The 21,970-nt window shown below is 50.6% G+C and carries 21 protein-coding genes and 1 riboswitch; of the genes, 13 read left to right on the top strand and 8 right to left on the bottom strand.

Going from position 1 to position 21,970, the window contains the following annotated elements; all coding sequences use genetic code 11:
• Nucleotides 1-3 precede the first annotated feature (3 nt).
• Nucleotides 4-735, bottom strand: coding sequence for an HTH-type transcriptional regulator MlrA (gene mlrA, locus ACLD4F_RS06130; RefSeq protein WP_001240418.1), 732 nt, complete (start codon nt 733-735; stop codon nt 4-6).
• A 222-nt stretch (nt 736-957) separates the two neighbouring features.
• Here mlrA and ACLD4F_RS06125 point away from each other — a divergent pair, with 222 nt between their 5' ends.
• The 3 genes from ACLD4F_RS06125 to ACLD4F_RS06115 are packed head-to-tail and all read left to right on the top strand — an operon-like array spanning nt 958 to nt 3,873.
• Nucleotides 958-2,643 carry a sensor histidine kinase gene (locus tag ACLD4F_RS06125; protein ID WP_000272850.1) on the top strand — a complete coding sequence of 562 codons (1,686 nt, stop codon included), beginning with the start codon at nt 958-960 and terminating at the stop codon, nt 2,641-2,643.
• On the top strand, nt 2,640-3,359 hold the full coding sequence (btsR, locus tag ACLD4F_RS06120) for a two-component system response regulator BtsR (protein WP_058678352.1): 720 nt from the start codon (nt 2,640-2,642) through the stop codon (nt 3,357-3,359). The genes ACLD4F_RS06125 and btsR overlap by 4 nt, the downstream gene beginning before the upstream one ends.
• Before the next feature lie 46 nt (nt 3,360-3,405).
• The gene (locus ACLD4F_RS06115; RefSeq protein WP_000950413.1) at nt 3,406-3,873 is read left to right on the top strand and encodes a DUF1456 family protein; all 468 of its coding nucleotides are present in this window, start codon (nt 3,406-3,408) and stop codon (nt 3,871-3,873) included.
• 56 nt (nt 3,874-3,929) lie between these two features.
• Here the strand turns inward: ACLD4F_RS06115 and ACLD4F_RS06110 are convergent, their stop codons facing one another.
• The 3 genes from ACLD4F_RS06110 to metG form a co-directional block, all read right to left on the bottom strand.
• Nucleotides 3,930-4,460, bottom strand: a complete 531-nt coding sequence (locus ACLD4F_RS06110; protein ID WP_411010730.1) for a YehR family lipoprotein — start codon at nt 4,458-4,460, stop codon at nt 3,930-3,932.
• A 171-nt stretch (nt 4,461-4,631) separates the two neighbouring features.
• Nucleotides 4,632-5,090, bottom strand: a complete 459-nt coding sequence (locus ACLD4F_RS06105; RefSeq protein WP_000703136.1) for a YehR family lipoprotein — start codon at nt 5,088-5,090, stop codon at nt 4,632-4,634.
• Nucleotides 5,091-5,330: 240 nt separating this feature from the next.
• Nucleotides 5,331-7,364, bottom strand: coding sequence for a methionine--tRNA ligase (metG, locus tag ACLD4F_RS06100; protein ID WP_411010729.1), 2,034 nt, complete (start codon nt 7,362-7,364; stop codon nt 5,331-5,333).
• Between the two features lie 164 nt (nt 7,365-7,528).
• On the opposite strand from metG, the gene apbC reads away from it, so the two are divergent.
• The 6 genes from apbC to ACLD4F_RS06070 all read left to right on the top strand — a co-directional run bounded on the left by apbC (nt 7,529) and on the right by ACLD4F_RS06070 (nt 14,304).
• Nucleotides 7,529-8,638, top strand: coding sequence for an iron-sulfur cluster carrier protein ApbC (apbC, locus tag ACLD4F_RS06095; RefSeq protein ID WP_001005424.1), 1,110 nt, complete (start codon nt 7,529-7,531; stop codon nt 8,636-8,638).
• A gap of 277 nt (nt 8,639-8,915) precedes the next feature.
• Nucleotides 8,916-9,197, top strand: a complete 282-nt coding sequence (locus tag ACLD4F_RS06090) for a DUF2574 family protein (RefSeq protein ID WP_000760403.1) — start codon at nt 8,916-8,918, stop codon at nt 9,195-9,197.
• A 278-nt stretch (nt 9,198-9,475) separates the two neighbouring features.
• Nucleotides 9,476-10,009 carry a fimbrial protein YehD gene (yehD, locus tag ACLD4F_RS06085; protein WP_076935418.1) on the top strand — a complete coding sequence of 178 codons (534 nt, stop codon included), beginning with the start codon at nt 9,476-9,478 and terminating at the stop codon, nt 10,007-10,009.
• A gap of 61 nt (nt 10,010-10,070) precedes the next feature.
• Nucleotides 10,071-10,751, top strand: coding sequence for a fimbrial assembly chaperone (locus ACLD4F_RS06080; RefSeq protein WP_000871808.1), 681 nt, complete (start codon nt 10,071-10,073; stop codon nt 10,749-10,751).
• Nucleotides 10,752-10,779: 28 nt separating this feature from the next.
• Nucleotides 10,780-13,266: a fimbrial biogenesis outer membrane usher protein gene (locus ACLD4F_RS06075; RefSeq protein ID WP_094887653.1), complete on the top strand. Its 2,487-nt coding sequence runs from the start codon at nt 10,780-10,782 to the stop codon at nt 13,264-13,266.
• A gap of 15 nt (nt 13,267-13,281) precedes the next feature.
• The gene (locus tag ACLD4F_RS06070) at nt 13,282-14,304 is read left to right on the top strand and encodes a fimbrial protein (protein ID WP_076935416.1); all 1,023 of its coding nucleotides are present in this window, start codon (nt 13,282-13,284) and stop codon (nt 14,302-14,304) included.
• A gap of 43 nt (nt 14,305-14,347) precedes the next feature.
• Here the strand turns inward: ACLD4F_RS06070 and rcnB are convergent, their stop codons facing one another.
• On the bottom strand, nt 14,348-14,662 hold the full coding sequence (gene rcnB, locus ACLD4F_RS06065; protein WP_000837534.1) for a Ni(II)/Co(II) efflux transporter accessory subunit RcnB: 315 nt from the start codon (nt 14,660-14,662) through the stop codon (nt 14,348-14,350).
• Between the two features lie 281 nt (nt 14,663-14,943).
• A riboswitch (TPP riboswitch) is annotated at nt 14,944-15,040 on the top strand.
• Nucleotides 15,041-15,071: 31 nt separating this feature from the next.
• On the opposite strand from rcnB, the gene thiM reads away from it, so the two are divergent.
• From thiM to ACLD4F_RS06050, 3 genes are read left to right on the top strand one after another with little or no spacing between them, the layout of a single operon-like run.
• The gene (gene thiM, locus ACLD4F_RS06060) at nt 15,072-15,869 is read left to right on the top strand and encodes a hydroxyethylthiazole kinase (RefSeq protein ID WP_411010728.1); all 798 of its coding nucleotides are present in this window, start codon (nt 15,072-15,074) and stop codon (nt 15,867-15,869) included.
• Nucleotides 15,856-16,656, top strand: coding sequence for a bifunctional hydroxymethylpyrimidine kinase/phosphomethylpyrimidine kinase (gene thiD / locus ACLD4F_RS06055; RefSeq protein WP_000822242.1), 801 nt, complete (start codon nt 15,856-15,858; stop codon nt 16,654-16,656). Before thiM ends, thiD begins: the two co-directional genes overlap by 14 nt.
• Before the next feature lie 35 nt (nt 16,657-16,691).
• Complete coding sequence (locus ACLD4F_RS06050; protein ID WP_000434062.1) at nt 16,692-17,438, top strand: GntR family transcriptional regulator; 747 nt, start codon at nt 16,692-16,694, stop codon at nt 17,436-17,438.
• Here ACLD4F_RS06050 and ACLD4F_RS06045 read toward each other — a convergent pair.
• From ACLD4F_RS06045 to ACLD4F_RS06035, 3 genes are read right to left on the bottom strand one after another with little or no spacing between them, the layout of a single operon-like run.
• Nucleotides 17,412-18,377 carry a PfkB family carbohydrate kinase gene (locus ACLD4F_RS06045; protein WP_001012663.1) on the bottom strand — a complete coding sequence of 322 codons (966 nt, stop codon included), beginning with the start codon at nt 18,375-18,377 and terminating at the stop codon, nt 17,412-17,414. The two genes, ACLD4F_RS06050 and ACLD4F_RS06045, sit on opposite strands and share 27 nt — an antisense overlap.
• A complete protein-coding gene (locus ACLD4F_RS06040; RefSeq protein WP_023226716.1) occupies nt 18,374-19,378 on the bottom strand; it encodes an ADP-ribosylglycohydrolase family protein in 1,005 nt (334 codons plus the stop codon). The genes ACLD4F_RS06045 and ACLD4F_RS06040 overlap by 4 nt, the downstream gene beginning before the upstream one ends.
• Nucleotides 19,375-20,646 (bottom strand): nucleoside permease, encoded by a 1,272-nt coding sequence (locus tag ACLD4F_RS06035; protein WP_000858698.1) that lies wholly within the window; start codon nt 20,644-20,646, stop codon nt 19,375-19,377. Before ACLD4F_RS06035 ends, ACLD4F_RS06040 begins: the two co-directional genes overlap by 4 nt.
• 253 nt (nt 20,647-20,899) lie before the next feature.
• Here ACLD4F_RS06035 and fbaB point away from each other — a divergent pair, with 253 nt between their 5' ends.
• On the top strand, nt 20,900-21,952 hold the full coding sequence (fbaB, locus tag ACLD4F_RS06030) for a class I fructose-bisphosphate aldolase (protein ID WP_000129590.1): 1,053 nt from the start codon (nt 20,900-20,902) through the stop codon (nt 21,950-21,952).
• Nucleotides 21,953-21,970 lie beyond the last annotated feature (18 nt).

Raw genomic sequence — 21,970 nt, 5'->3', positions numbered from 1 at the left:
TGTTTAAACGCCAAGGGGATGAATGTCGCGTCCCTGGGCGCGCCATGCCAGGAGTTGCTGCTGCTGCGCCAGCGTCTGGTTTTCTCCGCACCATACCAGTAACGTCTTGCCGTCAAACAGTTCCGGGCGGAACTGGCTAAGCGAATGCGCCAACACGTCGATTCGCCATCCCTGTTGGCTGGCGACCCAACCTTCCAGCCACAGGCGGGTGGTATCATGGATATTCCAGCCGATCACCAACGCATCTTTTCCCTGTTTCTTACGCGCAGACGCCAGGCAGAGCGCAATATAGTTGATCAGGATACCGTCAAGAATGCCGAGCAGCGCCTGAAGGGCGGGTTGTTGGCACTGTAATCGTCGCCGCAGCGGGACGAACAGGTTAGTGGTCAATGTTTGGGCTGGATAATCCTGACCGCGTTCTTTGACCCATAACCGTAAACTGTGCAGATTACTGCTTTGCAGGTAGTGCAGCAGGATCTCCTGCTGTTCGCGCCAGCCGTTAGGTTGTTCGCTACTGTCGCTACTGAGCAGCACTTTGACTTTGCTGACCTGGACGCCGTTATCTATCCAGCGCTTGATTTCGCGGATTCTGTCGATATCGGCATCGTTAAACAGACGATGACCGCCATCCGTTCGCTGTGGTTTTAAAAGTCCATAACGTCTCTGCCACGCGCGCAACGTGACAGGATTGATATCACAAAGCAAAGCCACTTCACCAATTGTGTAAAGCGCCATCGTTTCACCCTTGCTCGCGAGGTCCCGGTTTAACTTTAGACGCTCTTTTAGGAACCAGGAAGTTTTGCCTGTTTTTTATGCATTAAAACGCGAAGTAGCGGGTTGCGGCGCGGCGTTTAAGTGATCGTATTCACGAATTCATATTTTTATGCAACAGTTCAAAGAAAGTTAATCGTACTCAATGTATGTTACGCGCTTTTAATTGAAGTGTGGTTTGCGGGTATGTACGAGTTTAATCTGGTGTTGCTGCTGCTTCAGCAGATGTGCGTGTTTCTGGTCATTGCGTGGCTAATGAGTAAAACGCGCCTGTTCATCCCGCTTATGCAGGTCACGGTTCGTCTGCCGCACAAGCTTCTGTGTTACGTCACGTTTTCTATCTTCTGCATTATGGGCACTTATTTTGGGCTACATATCGAAGATTCGATTGCCAATACCCGCGCGATTGGCGCGGTGATGGGTGGCCTACTCGGCGGGCCGGTTGTCGGCGGACTGGTCGGCCTGACCGGTGGGTTACATCGGTATTCTATGGGCGGCATGACGGCGCTGAGCTGTATGATTTCCACCATCGTCGAAGGGCTGCTGGGCGGGTTGGTACACAGCGTTCTCATACGTCGCGGACGCCCGGACAAAGTGTTTAGCCCGCTGACGGCGGGAGCAATTACGTGTGTTGCCGAACTGGTGCAGATGCTGATCATTTTACTGATAGCCAGGCCGTTTGACGATGCCCTGCATCTGGTCAGTAATATTGCCGCGCCGATGATGGTGACGAATACCGTTGGCGCCGCGCTGTTCATGCGTATTTTGCTCGATAAGCGCGCCATGTTCGAAAAATATACTTCGGCATTTTCTGCTACCGCGCTGAAGGTCGCCGCGTCAACGGAGGGGATTCTGCGTCAGGGATTTAACGAAGTGAACAGTATGAAGGTGGCGCAGGTGTTATATCAGGAGCTGGATATCGGCGCCGTCGCCATCACCGATCGCGAAAAACTGCTGGCTTTTACTGGTATTGGCGACGATCACCATCTACCGGGCAAACCCATTTCATCAGGTTATACGCTGAAAGCAATTGAAACCGGAGAGGTGGTTTATGCCGATGGCAACGAAGTGCCGTATCGTTGTTCGCTCCACCCGCAGTGTAAACTCGGTTCGACGCTGGTGATCCCGCTGCGTGGCGAAAATCAGCGAGTCATGGGCACCATTAAATTGTACGAAGCGAAAAACCGACTGTTCAGCTCAATTAACCGTACTCTGGGGGAGGGTATTGCGCAGCTTTTATCCGCGCAGATCCTGGCCGGGCAGTATGAACGGCAGAAGGCGTTGCTGACGCAGTCAGAGATCAAGCTGTTGCACGCGCAGGTGAATCCGCATTTTCTGTTTAACGCGCTCAATACCATTAAAGCGGTGATTCGCCGCGACAGCGAGCAGGCCAGCCAACTGGTGCAGTACTTGTCGACCTTTTTTCGCAAAAATTTAAAACGCCCGTCGGAAATCGTCACGCTGGCGGATGAAATTGAACACGTGAACGCTTATCTGCAAATTGAAAAAGCGCGCTTTCAGTCGCGTCTGCAGGTACAGCTTGATGTTCCATCGACGCTTTCACGTCAGAAATTGCCTGCGTTTACGTTACAGCCGATTGTTGAGAACGCCATTAAACATGGCACGTCGCAACTGCTTGATACCGGCAACGTCGCTATTCGCGCCCGGCGCGAAGGGCAGCATTTGATGTTAGATATTGAAGATAATGCGGGACTGTATCAGCCTTCCGCCGGCAGTAGCGGGCTGGGGATGAGTCTGGTGGATAAACGTCTGCGCGAACACTTTGGCGATGATTATGGTATTAGCGTGGCCTGCGAGCCGGACTGTTTTACCCGAATTACATTACGACTTCCACTGGAGGAGGACGCATGATTAAAGTGCTGATTGTGGATGATGAGCCGTTAGCGCGGGAAAATCTGCGGATTTTGCTCCAGGGGCAGGATGACATTGAGATTGTGGGGGAATGCGCGAACGCGGTAGAAGCGATTGGCGCGGTACATAAGCTGCGACCTGATGTGCTGTTTCTGGATATTCAGATGCCGCGTATCAGTGGACTGGAGATGGTAGGAATGCTTGACCCGGAACACCGCCCGTATATCGTTTTTTTAACCGCGTTTGACGAATACGCCATCAAAGCCTTTGAAGAACACGCTTTTGATTATCTGCTCAAGCCGATAGAGGAGAAACGGCTGGAAAAAACGTTACATCGTCTGCGTCAGGAGCGCAGTAAACAGGATGTTTCGTTGCTGCCGGAAAACCAGCAGGCGCTTAAATTCATTCCCTGTACCGGACACAGCCGGATCTATTTGTTGCAAATGGATGATGTCGCCTTTGTCAGTAGCCGTATGAGCGGCGTTTATGTGACCAGCAGTGAAGGTAAAGAGGGGGTTACCGAGCTGACGCTGCGTACGCTGGAAAGCCGGACGCCGCTACTGCGTTGTCATCGTCAGTTTCTGGTGAATATGGCCCATTTGCAGGAAATTCGGCTGGAGGATAATGGGCAGGCAGAGCTGATTTTACGCAACGGCCTGACGGTGCCGGTAAGCCGTCGCTATCTGAAAAGTTTAAAAGAGGCGATTGGCCTGTAAAAGACTGTTAGAATATCGTTTTGCCATAGAAACGACCGAAGGCCTCATGCTGAGTAACGATATTCTGCGTAGCGTGCGCTACATTTTAAAAGCTAATAATACCGATCTGGCGCGTATCCTGGCGCTGGGTAACGTTGATGCTACGCCGGAGCAGATTGCAATCTGGTTGCGCAAAGAAGAGGAAGAGGGGTTTCAGCGTTGCCCGGATATCGTGTTGTCCTCATTTCTCAATGGCCTCATTTATGAAAAACGCGGCAAAGATGAGGCGGCGCCTGCATTGACGGCGGAACGTCGTATCAACAACAATATTGTGCTGAAAAAGCTGCGTATTGCCTTTTCGCTAAAAACAGATGATATCCTGGCGATACTTACCGGTCAGTTGTTTCGTGTCTCAATGCCAGAGATCACCGCGATGATGCGCGCGCCGGATCATAAGAACTTCCGCGAATGCGGCGATCAGTTTATGCGTTATTTTCTGCGCGGTCTGGCGGCCCGTGAACACGCGGCGAAGTAATTCTGCGGTATTGTTCCCGGCAGCGTCCTGTCTGACCGGGAAAACGCATTATTATACTAATTGATTCTATGATACCCGCTCTCTTCCAACAGTTTCTGCGAGCGAATCATTGACAGATAGTACGCGGAACAGTTGTCAATTGATGATCCTGGCAATTTACAGAGGTCGCTCATTTTTGCCTGGGTAAAATCAATATCCACATATTCCGTAGCATAGCTATCATAATAGTCGATTCGCTCAGTCAAACCCGATATACCCTGATAAGCTTCGCTGACTTGACTTAGCATTTTTTGTGCTTCTTCTTTATTATTGGCTTTCAGGGTTTTATAAAGTATTTTATTTTCAGATGATTGACGTAAAACGATATCCCCTTTGTAGTAATAGGTTAACTTGATTTCAATACCGTTGAGATTACCTGCATAGCGTTGTGTTTCCTCTGACTCTTTGTTAGCGGCTATCTTCTTGATAAACGCTGTCATGTTATTTTGCTTTCCCTGGGGAGTATCGTTTTTCTGATCGCAGCCAGTTATGCTAACCGATAGAGAGAGCGCGAATAGGGGCAGTGCCATAAGGCGTAGAACCCGCATAACAATTCCTTGTCGTTAAGTATTGGTGTGGCCAGGAATTCAGGGATTATAGGCTTTGGCGAGGGGACTTACAGCGAGGCTGTCTTTTTTCGGAATTCATAAAGAAAAGACGCTGCCGAAGCAGCGCCCTGAGCGACTTTACCAGTCGATGCAATACATTATGCCTGCCAGTTATTTCGCTTCTTTAAAACCAGCAGCTTCCAGCAGCGTCTGGGTTTGTTTCATGCTGATACCTTTGCTGGTATCGCCGGACACCATTGTCCCAGAGATTCCCTGTAACGCTTTAAAGTCCACTTTTTCCATATCCACAGAGACGTTTTCCTGGGCATAGGTATCTTCATAGGTTAATTTTTCTTCTACTCCGGCGATATTTTTATATTTCGCGCTCAGCGGATCGAGAATTTTGGCGGCATCTTCTTTCGTTTTAGCGCCTACAGTGGCATAGCTGATTTTACTTTCAGACGTCTGCTTAATGATTTTGTCACCTTTATAGGTGTAAGTAATTGAAATTTCTGTCCCCGCCAGGTTTGCGTTAAAGGTCTTTGATTCTTCTTTATCGCCACAGCCAGCAAGAGAGAACACCAGTACGGAAGCCAAAGCCGCGGACAATAACTTGCCAGAAATTTTCATCTAAAACTCCATTTTATATAATGATTGGGTTTTTAAAATAATTTCAATGAATTAATTTAACCCAGTAATAGCAATGTATCAGGGAGGGATAGAATATGACTTTTAGCCGTTATTTAGCAGTCCGGATATGGAGTCTTAGCGCTATTGCTTATTAAGGAAAAAGTTAAAACGCGCGGAGGGGGCGATATGCCAGTCAGGATTAAGCTGTTAAAAAAGCCGGAGCATGCTCCGGCTTGTTGCTTATTTCACCTGCTGGCCAGGCTTCGCGCCCTCATCAGGGCTTAACAGGAAGATATCTTTCCCGCCAGGTCCTGCGGCCATCACCATTCCCTCGGAGACGCCAAAGCGCATTTTGCGCGGCGCGAGGTTGGCGACCATTACCGTCTGGCGGCCAATCAGCGCCTGCGGGTCCGGGTAGGCGGAACGAATGCCGGAGAAGACGTTACGCTTCTCGCCGCCCAGATCCAGCGTCAGGCGCAGCAATTTGTCAGAACCGTCTACGAATTCAGCGTTTTCAATCAATGCTACGCGCAGGTCAATTTTGGCGAAATCGTCAAAGGTGATGGTTTCCTGAATCGGGAAGTCGGCTAACGGGCCGGTAACCGGCGCAGCTGCGGCTTTCACCTCTTCTTTAGACGCTTCAACCAGCGCTTCAACTTGCTTCATGTCGATGCGATTGTAGAGCGCCTTAAAGGTGTTGACCTTGTGACCGAGCAGCGGCTGTTCGATGGCATCCCAGTTCAGTTCGCTGTTCAGGAAGGCTTCAACGCGTTCAGAAAGCGTCGGCAGTACCGGTTTCAGATACGTCATCAGCACGCGGAACAGGTTGATGCCCATCGAGCAAATGGCCTGCAGGTCCGCGTCGCGGCCTTCCTGTTTAGCCACCACCCACGGCGCTTGCTCGTCAACATAACGGTTAGCGACGTCGGCCAGCGCCATAATCTCACGGATAGCTTTGCCGAATTCACGACTTTCCCATGCTTCGCCAATCACCGCTGCGGCGTCAGTAAAGGTTTTATACAATTGCGGATCGGCCAGTTCAGCCGCCAGCACGCCGTCGAAACGCTTATTGATAAAGCCTGCGTTACGCGAGGCCAGGTTGACTACTTTATTGACGATATCGGCATTGACGCGCTGGACAAAGTCTTCCAGGTTCAGGTCGATGTCATCAATGCGTGAAGAAAGCTTCGCGGTGTAGTAGTAGCGCAGGCTGTCGGCGTCAAAGTGTTTCAGCCAGGTGCTGGCCTTAATAAAGGTGCCGCGAGACTTAGACATCTTCGCGCCGTTCACCGTCACGTAACCGTGAACGAACAGGTTGGTCGGCTTACGGAAGTGGCTGCCTTCCAGCATGGCCGGCCAGAACAGGCTGTGGAAATAGACGATGTCTTTGCCGATAAAGTGGTACAGCTCGGCGTCGGAGTCTTTCTTCCAGTATTCTTCAAAGCTGGTTGTGTCGCCGCGCTTATCGCACAGATTTTTGAAGGAACCCATATAGCCAATCGGCGCGTCCAGCCAGACGTAGAAATATTTGCCCGGCGCGTTCGGGATTTCGAAACCAAAATACGGCGCGTCGCGGGAAATGTCCCACTGCTGGAGGCCGGATTCAAACCACTCCTGCATTTTGTTCGCCACCTGCTCCTGCAGCGCGCCGCTGCGGGTCCACGCCTGCAGCATTTCGCTGAATGACGGTAGGTCAAAGAAAAAGTGCTCGGAGTCACGCATTACCGGCGTCGCGCCGGACACCACGGATTTCGGCTCGATAAGTTCGGTCGGGCTGTAAGTTGCGCCGCAGACTTCACAGTTATCGCCGTACTGGTCCGCGGATTTACATTTCGGGCAGGTGCCTTTCACAAATCGGTCCGGCAGGAACATGCCTTTTTCCGGATCGTAGAGTTGAGAGATGGTGCGGTTCTTAATAAAACCGTTCTCTTTCAGGCGCGTATAAATCAGCTCGGACAGCTCGCGATTCTCGTCGCTGTGCGTTGAGTGGTAGTTGTCGTAGCTAATATTAAAACCGGCGAAATCGGTCTGGTGCTCCTGGCTCATTTCACCGATCATTTGCTCCGGCGTAATACCAAGCTGCTGCGCTTTCAGCATGATCGGCGTGCCATGAGCGTCATCGGCACAGATGAAGTTAACCTCATGGCCGCGCATTCGCTGGTAACGGACCCAGACATCAGCCTGGATGTGCTCCAGCATATGGCCGAGGTGGATAGAGCCGTTGGCGTACGGCAGCGCGCACGTTACCAGAATTTTCTTCGCGACTTGAGTCATAGTGGGTATTACTTCTTCTGTTGTAAAAAAGGGCTTTGATAGTACCAAAATGGTAATTACTGCGCCAATCGATAAGGGCATTTATCCGTAAATGAATAATTGTTACCGCTGGAGTAAACTACAAAGTTACAATCGTACTTTTCAGAACTACAAAAGGAGTCGGGATGAACGAACAATCCCAGGCCAAATCACCAGATACCCTGCGAGCGATGGTCGCCGGGACGCTGGCGAATTTTCAGCACCCAACCCTGAAGCATAACCTCACCACGCTTAAGGCGTTGCACCACGTCGCCTGGATGGATGATACGCTGCACGTTGAGCTGGTCATGCCGTTCGTCTGGAACAGCGCGTTTGAGGTCTTAAAAGAGCAATGCAGCGCCGATCTGTTACGTATTACGGGCGCAAAAGCGATCGACTGGAAACTGTCGTACAACATTGCGACGCTGAAACGCGTCAAAAATCAGCCTGGCATTAATGGCGTGAAAAACATCATTGCCGTGAGCTCCGGTAAAGGCGGGGTGGGTAAATCGTCCACGGCGGTAAACCTGGCGCTGGCGTTAGCGGCTGAAGGCGCAAAGGTCGGGGTTCTCGATGCCGATATTTACGGTCCGTCGATCCCAACCATGCTTGGCGCAGAAGATCAGCGCCCGACATCGCCAGACGGTACGCATATGGCGCCGATTATGTCTCACGGCCTGGCGACCAACTCGATCGGCTATCTGGTGACTGACGATAACGCGATGGTATGGCGCGGCCCAATGGCCAGTAAGGCGCTGATGCAGATGTTACAGGAGACGCTGTGGCCGGATCTGGATTATCTGGTACTGGATATGCCGCCGGGAACCGGGGATATTCAGCTAACGCTGGCGCAGAACATTCCTGTTACCGGCGCGGTGGTGGTGACTACGCCGCAGGATATCGCGCTAATCGACGCCAAAAAAGGTATCGTGATGTTCGAGAAGGTGGAAGTGCCGGTGCTCGGCATTGTGGAAAATATGAGTATGCATATTTGTAGCAACTGCGGCCATCACGAACCGATCTTCGGCACGGGCGGCGCGCAGAAGCTGGCGGAAAAATACCATACTCAGCTTCTGGGTCAGATGCCGTTGCATATTAGTCTGCGCGAAGATCTCGATCGTGGTACGCCGACGGTGGTTAGCCGTCCGGAGAGCGAATTTACCGCGATCTATCGCGAACTGGCCGATCGCGTTGCGGCACAGCTTTACTGGCAGGGTGAAGTGATTCCGGGAGAAATCGCCTTCCGCGCGGTGTAATCCTCCTGACGTATTCCAAAGAGAATATGACATTCACTGCATTAATATATATTGATGCAGTGAATGTATTAATAAAATAATAGCCCCCGCATTGTTAATTCCTGCTTAAACAGACAGGTGTTTATCTGAAATAATCGGCAAAAACATTATTTGAATTGATCATACCTATCCTACTGATTTATTTTTTCAATTGGTTTTAAGGTATCGATACGTTCATACTGCTCATCAGGACGGCCTGCATACTGTTTGACGTTCACCAGAGGAACAATTGCTCACTATGAAAAAATATTTGCTGATGGGAATTATAGTTTCGGCTTATGGGATAAGCGTACCTGTTTTTGCCTCCGACACCGCAACATTAACCATCAGTGGAAAAGTGACCGCGCCAACGTGCAGTACAGAAGTGGTAAACGCACAGTTGCAGCAGCGTTGCGGCAACACTATCCACGTTTCAACTCTGCAAACACCCGCCGCTACGCCGATGAGAGGTGTGACAACGCAGCTATACACGGTGCCTGGTGATAGCACCCGACAGATTATTGTTAATCATTACGACTAATTCTTATTAATTCCGCAGGCCCATATCATTGATATCAATGATATGGGCTTTTTTATTTGTTGTGTTTATATTTAAGGGCAGTAAATTTCGGAAATTAATAAGTTTACAAAATAATGATAAGCAATGATTATTTGTTGCAATTATATTGCAATCTGTAAATTGTTTTAAATCAACAAAACATCGTGTTTACATTGCGATAACCTCCTGTCTATGAGAATTTTCTTTGCAAGGGTTAATAACTCTTAACAAATAGAAATTACTTCATTAAGGAAGAGATTATGAAACGTTCACTTATTGCTGCTTCTGTATTGTCTGCTGTATTTATGAGCGCTGGGGTTTTTGCTGCTGATGAAGATATGGGGGAATTAAAAATCAACGGAGAAGTGGTGGGAACATCCTGTACTTTCGAAGGTGCAAATAGCGCGACTATTGAATTATCCCAGGTAGGTGTTGATAGATTGACTGACTTAAACCCTGGCGATATATATACAGGATACACTAGCCCAGAAGCGATTTTAAAAGTAAAATGTACGAATACAGCTAATCCACGAATTAGTTTTAACCGTTCTCAATTTGTGGATAACATGCAAATCACCAAAAATAATGCTACTAATAATGGTGCGGGCTTCGCTGTTTATCTTGATGGTATTCAGGTGAAACCGGATGAGGCGGGGAATTACACTCTGAATTCAAGTAAGTTTGAAAATGGTGTATATACCCTGAACTTTTCTGCCCGCTATGCCGCCGTTGAAAATACTGTAACACCAGGTTCTGTTGAATCTGTACTGACGATGACGGTATTAACTGATTAACAATCGTTTTTTGGCGGCTAAGCTTTTAGCCGCTTGTATCTCTTTTATAAGGTTATCGGCCATGAAATGGATGATTGCATTATGCCTGGCTTGTGCCGCTATGCCTGCGTGGAGCGGCATTTATATATATGGTACACGTATTATTTATCCGGCGCAGAAAAAAGATATTACCGTACAATTAATGAATGACGGTAAACGAAGTTCACTCATCCAGGCGTGGATTGATAACGGTGATACCAGCCTGCCGCCAGAAAAATTACAGGTTCCATTTATTATGACCCCCCCTGTAATTAGAGTTGCGGCAAATTCAGGTCAGCAATTAAAAATAAAGAAGCTCGCTAATAACTTGCCTGGCGATCGTGAAAGTCTTTTCTACCTCAATGTATTGGATATTCCACCAAATTCAGACGAGAACAAAGATAAAAATATCATTAAATTTGCGCTACAAAACCGGATAAAGTTGATCTATCGCCCACCGGGGGTACAGAAAGTCGATAAAGCAACATTTTCCCGCTTGCAGTTGCTTCGTGCGCCAGGGAGTATTAGCGTGAAAAATAATTCCGCAAACTGGATCACTATTCCAGAAATTAAAGCAAAAAGTAAAGTAAATAAAGAAACCTTATTACTGGCTCCATGGTCATCGCAGAGTATCACCACAACGGTAGTCGTAAATAGCTATACCGTGACGCTAATTGATGATTCTGGGAATTATTTAAACGAGACTGTCAAAATAGAAAATTAAAAGCGGGGAATCCACCTAAGGATAGATAATGGAAAAGTTAAACGCCATCACGCTGTCACTTTTTGCAGCATTACTTATTTCACCCGCCTGGGCTGAAGAAGAAACATTCGATACTAACTTTATGTTCGGTGGGTTGAAAGGTGAAAAGGTGTCCCGTTATCAGATTGATAGCACCAAACCCATGGCTGGCGTTTATGAAATGGACGTTTATGTCAATAAAGAATGGCGTGGAACTTATGAGGTTAATATTCAGGATGACCCCGATAGTACCTGTATTTCTCCGGATCTGATCGCCAGCCTGGGAATTAAATTTACCCCGCAGAGTACAACAGTAGAAAATGAATGTATTGCGCTGAAAACGGTGGTTCATGGAGGTAGTGTTTCTTATGACACTGCCGCTTTTAACCTTTATCTAAGCGTCCCTCAGGCTTATGTGCTGGAATATGAAGCGGGCTATGCGTCTCCAGAGACATGGGACCGTGGAATTAACGCTTTTTATACATCGTATTATGCCAGCGAATATTACAGCCATTATAAAAGCGGCGGTAGTGAGAAAAATACTTACGCAAATTTTGTCAGCGGATTGAATCTGCTTGGATGGCAATTACATTCTAACGCTAATTTTTCCAAAAGTGAAAATTCAGCTGGCAGATGGCAGAGCAATACTCTGTATCTGGAACGTGATTTCCCGGCGGTACTGGGGACAATGCGTCTGGGGGAACAGTACACCAGCGGGGATATGTTTGATACGGTGCGCTTTCGCGGGGTGCGCTTCTGGCGTGATATGCAAATGCTGCCGCACTCTAAGCAAAATTTCGCTCCGGTTGTGCGTGGCGTGGCGCAAAGTAACGCCCTGGTGACGGTTGAACAGAATGGCTTCATTGTTTATCAAAAAGAAGTTCCGCCTGGCCCCTTTGTATTTGAAGATCTTCAGCTGGCAGGGGGGGGAGCCGATCTGGACGTGAGCGTTAAAGAGGCTGACGGTACTGTTTCACGGTTTATTGTTCCGTATTCTTCCGTTCCCAATATGGTGCAGCCCGGCGTAGCAAAATATGATTTCGCCGCCGGACGAAGCAGAATTGAAGGAGCCTCTCAGCAAACTGATTTTCTCCAGGGAACCTATCAGTACGGGGTCAATAACCTGCTAACGTTGTATGGCGGAACGATGTTAGCCAGCGATTATCGCTCATTTACCCTTGGCACCGGGTGGAACACGCTGATTGGCGCGGTATCTGTCGACGGTACGTTGTCTCATAGCAAGCAGGATAATGGCGATGTTTTTGATGGGGAAAGCTACCAGGTTGCCTGGAATAAATATCTCCCGCAATCGGCCACCCATTTTTCTCTGGCAGCGTATCGCTACTCATCACGTGATTATCGCACTTTTAACGATCATGTCTGGGCTAATAACCGGGATAACTATCGTCGCGATGATGACGATATTTATGATATTGCTGATTATTATGAGAATGACTTTGGGCGTAAAAATACTTTCACTCTCAATATTAATCAGACGTTACCCGATGGGTGGGGATATTTTACTGCCAGCGCCCTGTGGCGCGACTATTGGGGGCGTAGCGGCACGGGAAAGGATTATCAGTTAAGCTACAGTAATACCTGGCAGCGGCTCAGTTTTACGCTATCGGCAACTCAGACGTATGACAGCAATAACCGTGAAGATAAGCGCTTTAATATCTATTTATCGATTCCCTTAACATGGGGAGTAAAGGAGAATGGGGGAAATCGTGATATCCATTTATCGAATTCCACCACCTTTGACGATCAAGGTTATGAGGCGAATAACACCAGCCTTAGCGGCACGTTCGGTAATCGCGATCAGTTTAATTATACGACTAACCTCAGCCAGCAGCGACAGGAACACCAAACGACATTCGGGGGATCGGTAACCTGGAACGCCCCGCTGGCGACGGTCGGCGGCAGTTACAGCCAATCCAATAAATATCATCAGGTGGGCGGAAATATTCAGGGAGGGCTGGTTGCATGGGCCGATGGCGTGCATTTAGCCTCTCGCCTTAATGATACTATCGCGATTATTAACGCGCCGTACCTGGAAGGCGCGGCGGTGCAGGGGCGTCCCTATTTACGTACCAATGCAAAAGGTTATGCCGTATTTGAAGCATTGACGCCATACCGGCAAAATTTTATCTCTCTTGATGTCTCCGAGAGTGAAAGTGATGTCGCCCTGCTGGGAAACCGTAAAGTTACAGTGCCTTATCGCGGAGCCGTAGTGGTGGTTGATTTTGAAACAGAGACCAGTAAACCTTTTTATTTCCTGGCGCGGCGTGCAGATGGCGAGCCTTTAACGTTTGGTTATGAAGTGGAAGATGACGAGGGAAATAATGTAGGACTGGTAGGTCAGGGGAGCCGGGTATTTATTCGTACTGAAAAGGTTCCCGTTTCGGTAAAAGTCGCAACAGATAAACAACAGGGTCTTTTCTGTAAGATCACTTTTGATAAACAGATTGATGAAAATAACGTTTATATTTGTCGGTAATCTTTAGGTGACGCCATGAAAAGACTACTATTTTTATTAATAATGATGCAGTTTACGCAGTTGGGTTACGCGGCGTGTAATGCGACCTTAACCAACACGAAGGATTATACGATTCAATCCGATAGCTTAATGCTGGGGGGGGAGGAGTCAGCCATTATTACAAATGGTTTCACTGATGCCAATTGTTCTAATAGTGATGTTGTGACTAAATTAGAGACATCCGATCATATTATCGGTATGGGGCCGAATGATAGTGTTAAGTTAAAATTAAAAGTTGAATGGCAAAGCAGTAGTGCGATAAATATGCGCAACCAAAACGGTGTAATTGAAGCCCCCTATAAGATAACGATTTCAGAAATAAACTCACTGGAGGCGGTGACTGTGTCTGCCAGGGGGGGATACTCGGTTACGATAGATAATATAACGGTGATGTCGGGTGCAAAGAATCAATGGAGCGGTAGCGATTGGGTGGTATTTATTTTAAAATATATCGGCTGTTGGGGGAATAGAGATTGTGTTGCGAACGTTATCACTGATCTGAATGGGAAAGGCGTTTATAAAGCCAATTTAACGATAAATTACAACCGTAAAGAAACTACCTGCGCCCCCCAGAATCTCACCATCACGCTGGACCCGGTGCCTATGACTAAACTCCGCGCTAAAGGAGAGGTTAGTGAATTTTCTAAGCAGGGTGATATTATTCTGGATTGCAAAAATCAGGTACGGAATGCGATGCTGACATCACGGCAAATAGCGGTGAATCTACGTAGTGATTTAGTCTGGGATGAGAATGAAGCAGTCCTGAAACCGGATAACGATAATGGCGTTGGGTTTATCTTAAGAGATTCAAATCGGAGCCTGCTTAAAATAAACAAAGGAGCAGCGATAAACAGTATTTTCAAAACCTATGCCAAAGGCAGTGCAGTGAATTCGGTGGAAGCTATTCCTGTCTTTGCCACATATTATGTTCTCGATCCTGCAAAAGTTAAAGCGGGGCCATTACAATCGAAAGCATTAATCGTGGTATCTTATAATTAATTTTATGCTGTACGCACTCTTTATACAAAGAGTGCGTATATCATTATCGATGATAAAAAATCTCGCCATCATAGGCTTTGATGATTTTTCCATCGGTATCGTTAATCAGTACATACGCGCCGCCCATATAGGTCCAGTGAGTACCGGCATCTGGCGCGGGCAGATTACGTAATTTCCACTGTTTAATATTGTACTCATCGGTGCGGTACATCTGCGGAACGGTATCGCCTGGCTTGAAGTGGGTGAAGTCGGCGATAAAACTTTTTAACTCATATTGATCAATGCCCGTTGTCGCGGGGGCGGCCCATGCAAAACTGGTTGCAAGCAACAGCGCGCAAGGCAGCAACTTACTTTTCATACTTTTACCCTCCACATATGCGGGTCAGTTAACATCGTGTGTATCATTTCTGCTGGTGGCGTATCTGACAAGCGCTATTTTGTTATCTCACGCCCCTTTTCGTAAAAAGTGTAAACGAAAGCGTCGTGCAGCAACATATCCGCCAGCAAGTTTGCCAGAACCGAATAGGTTTTGAGAACTATCTGATAACGCTGAAATTATCGTCCGCCGCTGGCTGTAAATTTACATTGTCTGGCGCAGACAGTATGCTTAATAGCGAAACCCCGCTTAACACGGTGGGGCTTGACGACTCGGGGTGCCCTTCGTTGTGAAGGCTGAGAAATACCCGTACCACCTGATCTGGATAATGCCAGCGTAGGGAAGTCTGACACTGCTCGTGTCCCTTCTTCACGCGGGCAGGAGCTGAACTATGCAGCCTGACCTGCACTGCCGCACGCTTGCGGCGCATACGTTAAAACACTTTCGCGCGCTCTCCCCGCTTACGCACTGTATGACGAATGACGTCGTACAAACGTTTACCGCCAATACGCTGCTGGCGCTGGGCGCTTCACCCGCCATGGTGATTGATCCCGCCGAGGCCAGACCGTTTGCCGCCATCGCCAACGCCTTGCTGGTTAATGTCGGAACATTAACCGCCTCACGCGCTGACGCGATGCGTGCGGCGGTAGAAAGCGCTTATGATGCCAAAACGCCGTGGACGCTTGATCCTGTCGCGGTGGGCGCGCTGGAATTTCGTCGGCGATTTTGCCTGGATCTCTTGTCCCTGCGCCCGGCGGCAATACGCGGCAACGCCTCGGAAATCCTGGCGTTATCCGGCATGGCGCTGGGCGGACGCGGCGTAGATACCACCGAGGCGGCGTTGGCCGCACTGCCTGCGGCGCAGGCGCTGGCGCGTCAGATAGACTGCATCGTTGTGGTTACCGGAGAGGTAGATTACGTCACTAACGGTCAGCGCACGCTGAGCATTCCCGGCGGCGATCCGTTAATGACTCGCATTGTAGGCACCGGCTGCGCGTTGTCGGCGGTCGCCGCCGCCAGTTGCGCGTTACCGGGCGCCGCGCTGGACAATGTCGCTTCGGCCTGCTGCTGGATGAAACTGGCTGGACAGGTCGCGGCAGAGCGTAGCGAAGGACCGGGCAGCTTCATCCCGGCTTTTCTTGATGCGCTCTATCATCTGGATGTGGAGGCGGCCAATGAAGAGAATTAACGCGCTGACGATTGCCGGTACCGATCCCAGCGGCGGGGCCGGTATCCAGGCGGATCTCAAGACCTTTTCTGCGCTGGGCGCGTATGGCTGTTCGGTCATCACCGCGCTGGTGGCGCAAAATACCTGTGGCGTACAGTCGGTGTACCGGATAGAGCCGGACTTTGTCGCCGCTCAACTTGATTCCGTGTTCAGCGATGTGCGCATTGATACCACGAAAATCGGGATGCTGGCGGAAACCGATATTGTCGAGGCCGTGGCGGAACGACTACAGCGCCATCATGTACGTAATGTGGTGCTGGATACGGTGATGCTGGCGAAAAGCGGCGATCCGTTGCTCTCGCCCTCTGCGATAGAAACATTACGCGTCCGGCTGTTGCCGCAGGTATCGCTGATTACGCCTAATTTGCCGGAAGCCGCAGCGTTGCTGGATGCGCCCCATGCGCGTACGGAACAGGAGATGCTGGCGCAGGGGCGGGCGTTACTGGCGATGGGGTGTGAAGCGGTATTGATGAAAGGCGGGCATTTAGAGGATGCGCAAAGCCCGGACTGGCTCTTTACCCGTGAGGGCGAGCAGCGTTTTAGCGCGCCGCGTGTGAACACCAAAAATACGCATGGGACGGGCTGTACGCTGTCGGCGGCGCTGGCGGCGTTACGGCCCCGGCATCGCTGTTGGGGAGAGACGGTAAACGAGGCGAAGGCATGGCTTTCGGCGGCGCTGGCGCAGGCGGACACGCTGGAAGTGGGGAAGGGCATTGGTCCGGTACATCATTTCCACGCGTGGTGGTAGTATACTGCCTACAGACCCGTCGTCAGGAAAGATAAATGGAACAAGCGCATACCCGGCTCATCGCGCAACTGAATGAACGAATTTCAGCGGCGGATAATACGCCGCTATACATGAAATTCGCCCAGACGGTAAAGGATGCCGTGCGCAGCGGTATTCTTGAGCACGGTAATATTTTGCCTGGCGAACGGGACCTCAGCCAGCTTACCGGCGTCTCGCGCATCACGGTACGGAAAGCGATGCAGGCGCTGGAAGAAGAGGGTGTCGTCACGCGCGCCCGTGGCTACGGTACGCAAATCAATAATATCTTTGAATATTCCCTGAAAGAGGCGCGGGGATTTTCTCAGCAGGTTGTCTTACGCGGCAAAAAACCGGATACGCTATGGGTTAACAAACGCGTGGTAAGTTGTCCGGATGAGGTCGCGCAGCATCTGGCGATCCCCGCAGGCAGCGACGTCTTTTTACTCAAACGCATTCGTTATGTTGATGAGGACGCGGTATCGATTGAAGAGTCCTGGGTGCCCGCGCATCTGATTCATGATGTCGACGCGATTGGCATTTCTCTGTATGACTATTTTCGTCGCCAGCACATTTACCCTCAGCGTACCCGATCCCGCGTCAGCGCCCGGATGCCGGATGATGAGTTTCAGTCGCATATTCAAATGGATGGTAAAGTGCCGGTGCTGGTGATTAAGCAGGTGGCGCTCGATCAGCAGCAGCGGCCTATTGAATACAGCATCAGTTATTGTCGTAGCGACCTATACGTTTTTGTGTGCGAGGAGTAGCGCCTCGCGCGTGGGCGCGCAGTCGCCGCCGCGATGCCCGACCACCCAGCTTGCCACCGCATTTCCCAGCAGTACGGCATCCGCGAGCGGCCAGCCTGACGCCAGTCCTGCCAGCACGCCGCCAGCATGGCTGTCGCCCGCGCCGATGGTATCCACCACGGTTGCCGGAAACGCTGGCACAACGCCGGAAGATTGCGCGCTAAAATACCACGCTCCGTCTTTATCATGGCGCACCACCAGCGGCGCGGAAAAGCGTTTTACCCATGCTTCGCCGAAAGTGCGCGTATCGGTCGCAAGTCCGGCGCGTTCCGCGGCGATGATGGCTTCCTGGCGATTGAGGGAGACGATGGGTCGGCAGGCCATAATGCGCGCCATTACATCGTCTGTAATATCACCGATTCGTGGGCCAAAATCGATAAAAGGCGTGACATCGTCGACGGTTTCCAGCCACTGGATCAGTGGTTCGCCACAGGACGAGGCCAGTTGATAACCGGACAGGTAGACAAGACTGCCCCGCGGTGTCCTGAGCTGCGACAGCCAGTCCGCATTCCACTGGTTTTCCACGCCGCTAAAAGACATAAACGTGCGTTCGCCATCCGGTTCGACTAACGCCAGACACCAGCCGTTATCTCCTTCAACCGCGTCAATCACGCTGGATAATCCCTCTTTTGCCAGACGGCGGCGAATCCTCTCCGCCCACACGCCCTGGCCCAGCGGCAGCGCATTGCTGGCGTCAATCCCCAGTCGTTTCAACGCCACGGCAATATTCAGCGCACAGCCGCCGACATTGACGCTCTGTTGTTGCAGTTCAATATCGCCTCCGCGACGCGGCAACGTCCAGGCGTCGGCAATGATATCGATCACTGCCGCGCCGATAACGGTGAGTGGACGCCGGGTATGCAGGGTCGGTAATAATGTCAGCAACCGTGCGCCGTTCATAGTGCCTCCCGCCGTTGACGATAACTCGCCAGCGCAACGGCATAGCGCGCAAAATCCAGCTGATTAACCTCGTCCAGCGTTTGCTTTAACTGGGGGTTAATGGCGCTTACCCCGTGCAACGCGCCGCAAATGGCGGTGGCCATCGCGCCGATAGTGTCGGTATCGCCGCCGAGGTTAGCGCACAGCACGGCACAGCGGTTAGGATCGGTATTCGCCAGTTCCACCATGGCGATAGCGCAGGGAACCGATTCAATGGTGCTGGTTCCCGCGCCGATGATCTGATAGAGCTGTTCGCTGGCAGATTCGACGCCGTCGGCGCGGCGGACAATGTTTAGCGCCAGTTCCAGACGTGCCGATAGCGAGGCGCTAAACGTGGTAATACGCGCTGTCTGCGCCTGATGGGCGACGGCGGGGAGCGAGTCGGCAATACTTTGCCACGTGTCGCCGTTAACCGCTCGCGAGACGGCCCAGGCGACAACCACGGCGCCAGCCACCGCCAGATCGGATTTATGCGTCGGGCTGGAGGCTAACGCCACTTCTGCTATAAAGGCTGTCAGGTTAGTTGGCGGCAACAGGCAGCCCAACGGCGAAACGCGCATGGCCGCGCCGTTAGTCACGCCGTTGTTTTCCAGCGCCGCGATGGGTTTGCCGTCGCGAATCGCATTCAGCGCAATTTTTGACGTCGGGCCGAGTACATTTTTATTGAACGCATCAAAGCGTTCCGCCCAGGCGAGGATGTTACGTCCAATAATCTCGGGATCAATGTTGCCTTCGCATTCGAGTAGCGCGTCGGCCAGGCAGAGCGCCATTGCGGTATCATCCGTAAACTCCGCGCGGTTAAAATAGCAGGCGGCATTATTCTCTTTTGGGCCGGGCAGAAAGCGGTCAATCCAGCCGAAATGCGCTTTGACGCGCGTTCTCGGCCACAGCTCAGAGGGCATTCCCATCGCATCCCCTAACGCTTGCCCGTAAAGAGCACCGAGAATACGTTCTGCTTTCATTTTACTTCCCCTTGTGTCAACGCAATATCGCGATCGTCAATAGCAGTGATCTCTTTGTCCGATTCGCGAAAGAAAATCATAAACAGTAGCGCGATGACGGCAATCATCACTGCGCCAAACGTCCACATGCCCGCCCAGTTGAATGTCAGACCGTTAACCGGTTGCGGATAAGCAAACATTTTTTCCATCATCACGCCGCCGAGGCGATAGCCCAGCAGGCTGCCGAATCCCTGACAGCAGAGGGTGATAAGCCCTTGCGCAGCGGTACGCATATGAACCGGCGCTTTTTTATCGACATAAATGTAGGCGGTGACGTAGTAGAAATCGTAACTTACGCCGTGCAGCAAAATACCGAGGAACAGCAGGGCGTAAGTGAAGTACGTCTCCGCGCCGCCATAGACAAAAAAGCCGTAGCGGATCGCGGCGGTAATAAGACCAAGTAATAATACCTTTTTAATGCCAAAGCGCTTAGTGAAAAAGGGCAGAGCCAGCATAAAGAAGATTTCAGAGAACTGGCCGAGCGTCATCCAGCCGGTGGCGTTCTTCATTCCCACTTCTGTCAGGTAGCCGTTAGCGAAGATGTAGTAGAAGGCCAGCGGCATCGCAAACAGGAAAGAACAGAAGAAGAAAACGAGAAAGTTTTTATCGCGCAGCAGGACCAGCGCATCCAGCCCCAGCATCACTTTAATATCCATCTTGCCGGTGCTTTTTGGCGGCGTGTCTGGCAGACAGAACGCAAATACGCCCAGCAACGCTGAACTTGCGGCGGTTATGAGCAGTGGAATGTTGGTGGGGGAAATATCGTTATAGCCTAACATTTGCGGCAGGAATCCACAGGCGAGGCCGGAGGCAATCCACCCAATGGTTCCCATAACGCGAATGCGTGGAAAATCGCGTTCAACATCCGGTACGTTAGCGAAGGCAATGCTGTTTGTCAGCGCGATGGTCGGCATATAGGTCAATGAATAGGCCAGAAGCAGCGGAAAGAATCCGACAAAGGTGGTTTGCTGCGCCGCGAAATACATCAGCACGGCGCCTGCAAACATCAGTACCGCCAGGACTTTTTGCGCTGAGAAAAAACGGTCGGTAACGGAGCCGACCAGAATCGGCGACAGGATCGCCGCAATGGCGGTACAGGCATAAGACCAGCCTATTTCACCGGCGGAAAACCCGCTTTTATTTAGCCATAGCCATAGAGGGACGAACCAGGCGCCCCAGATAAACCACTCCACGAACATCATGAACGACAGTTTAAAGGTCGTTTTCATTTTTGAATCCTTCATGACAGGTAAGGTACGCCATGACAATACCATTTAATAATACCTTTTAAATACCAATGAGCATTAATTTTGACCGATCTAACACTTTTTCGGACGTGAATCGAGTCAGCAGATAGCGCCGAAAAAATGCGCTAAAGTTGGCAAAAATGGTCGGTCAGTACCAGGCTTATTGCGACCCGCAATCTGCGGGACAGGACTATTCACCTTCCGATACCCTATCGGAACTTACGGGAGCATAGCTATGACTGATATTGCGCAGTTGCTTGGCAAAGACGCCGACAGCCTTTTACAGCATCGTTGTATGACCATTCCGTCCGATCAGCTTTATCTACCCGGCAAGGATTACGTTGACCGGGTGATGATTGACAATAATCGTCCACCAGCCGTTCTGCGTAATATGCAGACGCTCTATAATACTGGTCGCCTGGCGGGAACAGGATACCTTTCGATACTGCCCGTCGATCAGGGGGTGGAGCACTCCGCCGGCGCTTCTTTTGCGGCCAACCCGCGCTACTTTGACCCAAAAAACATTGTTGAATTGGCGATTGAGGCCGGCTGTAACTGCGTGGCCTCTACCTACGGCGTACTGGCCTCGGTTTCACGGCGTTATGCGCACCGTATTCCGTTTTTGGTCAAACTGAATCACAACGAAACATTGAGCTATCCGACAGAGTACGATCAGACCCTGTACGCCAGCGTTGAGCAGGCGTTCAATATGGGCGCCGTGGCGGTAGGCGCGACGATCTATTTCGGTTCGGAACAGTCTCGTCGCCAGATTGAAGAGATCTCCGCCGCTTTTGAGCGTGCGCATGAGCTGGGTATGGTGACCGTATTGTGGGCTTACCTGCGTAATTCTTCCTTTAAAAAAGACGGCGTCGATTACCATGTATCCGCTGACCTGACGGGGCAAGCCAACCATCTGGCCGCTACGATTGGTGCGGATATTGTGAAACAGAAAATGGCCGAGAATAATGGCGGTTATAAAGCGGTCAACTTCGGCTATACCGACGATCGCGTGTACAGCAAACTGACCAGCGATAACCCGATTGATTTGGTTCGTTACCAGTTGGCGAACTGCTATATGGGACGCGCCGGGCTTATCAACTCCGGCGGCGCGGACGGCGGCGACACCGATCTCGGCGACGCGGTTCGTACCGCGGTGATCAACAAACGAGCCGGTGGAATGGGGCTAATTCTGGGACGTAAAGCCTTTAAGAAATCAATGGCTGATGGCGTGAAGTTGATTAACGCCGTACAGGATGTCTATCTGGATAGCAAAGTCACCATCGCCTGAGTTCAACGAAGAAAAGCC

The organism is Salmonella sp. 741265050_HSA, assembly GCF_046569445.1.
GTDB lineage: Bacteria > Pseudomonadota > Gammaproteobacteria > Enterobacterales > Enterobacteriaceae > Salmonella > Salmonella enterica.
Note: the sequence above shows the minus strand (reverse complement) of the source record. Positions and strands in the feature narration are given on the sequence as shown.